The sequence below is a fragment of the Variovorax sp. P4_D9 genome (genome assembly GCF_056401695.1).
This window is the reverse complement of the sequence record NZ_JBFUIU010001321.1, coordinates 1-1,723: the sequence shown is the minus strand read 5'-3', so window position 1 is coordinate 1,723 and position 1,723 is coordinate 1. Positions and strand designations below refer to the sequence as shown.

Here is a 1,723-nt window from a genome sequence, read left to right as displayed (position 1 = left end):
ATCCGAACCCTGGTTGCCATGGCTGGGACACTCGTTCTTCCTTTTCCCGCCCGTGCGGCGGACTATCCCGATCACGCCATTCGCTTCGTGGTTCCCTTCAACGCTGGCGGCAACGTCGATGGCGTGGGCCGTCTTCTCGCCGCCGCGATGGGCCCGTTGCTCGGGCAGGCAGTGGTGGTCGAAAACAAGGCAGGCGCCGGCGGAAGCTTGGGCGCGGGCACCGTGGCACAGGGAACCGCCGACGGATACACGTTGCTGGTGGGTTCGAACGGGCCGCTGACCATCAACCCATTCGTTCAGGCGAAGCAGGTCTACGACCCGCTCAAGGACTTCGCTCCCGTCGCGTTGGCCGGCGTGGTCCCTCATGTGCTGCTCGCCAGCAACGAGCTTCCGGCGCGAAATTTGAAGGAACTGGTTGCGCTTTCGCTGCGCCAGCCCGTGAGTTGCGGCTCCTCCGGGATCGGCAGTGCGACGCATTTGACGATGGAGCGTTTCAATACGGCGACTGGTGCCCGCCTCATGCACGTGCCGTACCGTGGCGGCAACTCGCTCGTGCCGGACCTGCTCGGAGGTACCGTCCAGACAGCGTCCATGGAGTTCTCGACCGCCTTGCCGTTCCACAAGTCGGGCAAGGCGCGAATCATCGCAGTGGCCGCGCCCAAGCGCAGCCCGTTGGCGCCAGACGTCCCGACCTTCATCGAGGGCGGAGCGCAGGGTTTCACAGCCTTCAGTTTCGTCGGGCTGCTCGCTCCCGCGCGGACCCCTGAAGCTGCCTTGCGCAAACTGGTCGCTGCCGCCGAGGCAGCTCTCGCGGCCCCGGGAATGGCCGAGCGGTTGCAGGCGCTGGGTGTTGAGCCGGCCACGCCTGCAATGCGTGCACCGGTTGCCTTCGGTACTTTTCTTCGCGAGGAGTACGAGCGCTCTCGCGAGACAGTGCGCATCGCTGGTATCCGGCCGGAATGACGGTTGCGCACGCCATGGACAAGCCGACCAAGGTCACCTCGCCGTTGGCGCAGCCGCGCCGCCCGAGTTTGACGTTACCGCCTGGCAGTTGCGACAGCCACGTTCATGTCTACGGGCCGGCCGGCCGCTTTCCGTTCGACCCGATGCGGCCCTATACGCCGGAGGATGCACCGGTCGAGCGGGTCGAGGCACTGCATCGGTTGCTAGGCATCGAGCGCGCCGTTTATGTCCAGGCGACCGTCCATGGATTCGACAACGCTGCAGTGCTGGATGCGATCCAGCGCAATCCGCTGAATGCACGCGGCGTTGCGCTTGTCCATACCGACGTCTCCGATCGTGCGCTCGGCGAGCTGCATGCAGGCGGCGTGCGCGGTGTCCGCTTCAATTTCATCAAGCACCTAGGCGATGCGCCGGACCCGGACGGGGTCCTCCGCCTGGCTGAGCGTCTGTCACCGATGGGGTGGCATGTGCAGTTGCACTTCAGCGCGCAGGATCTTCTCGAGCAACTGCCCCTGTTGCAACGACTGCAATGCCCCTTTGCAATCGATCACATGGGTCGCACGCCCGTGGCGGACGGGCTCGGGCAGGAGGCCTGCGTCGCGCTGCTTGAGGTGCTTGGCGATCAACGGGCGTGGATCAAGCTTAGCGGCCCTGAGCGAATATCCGCTCAGCTCGCGCGCGGCGGTCAGTTTCCCTATGCCGACGTGGTGCCATTCGCTCGGCAATTGCTCGACGCCGCGCCCGATCGCTCGGTCTGGGG

At 65.6% G+C, this 1,723-nt stretch carries 2 protein-coding genes; both read left to right on the top strand.

Going from position 1 to position 1,723, the window contains the following annotated elements:
• Positions 1-963, top strand: a 963-nt coding sequence (locus AC1DY5_RS54450) for a Bug family tripartite tricarboxylate transporter substrate binding protein (protein WP_478122499.1), incomplete at its 5' end; no start/stop codon positions are given.
• A 14-nt stretch (positions 964-977) separates the two neighbouring features.
• Positions 978-1,723: amidohydrolase family protein (locus AC1DY5_RS54445; RefSeq protein ID WP_478122498.1), on the top strand; the 746-nt coding region annotated here is incomplete at its 3' end.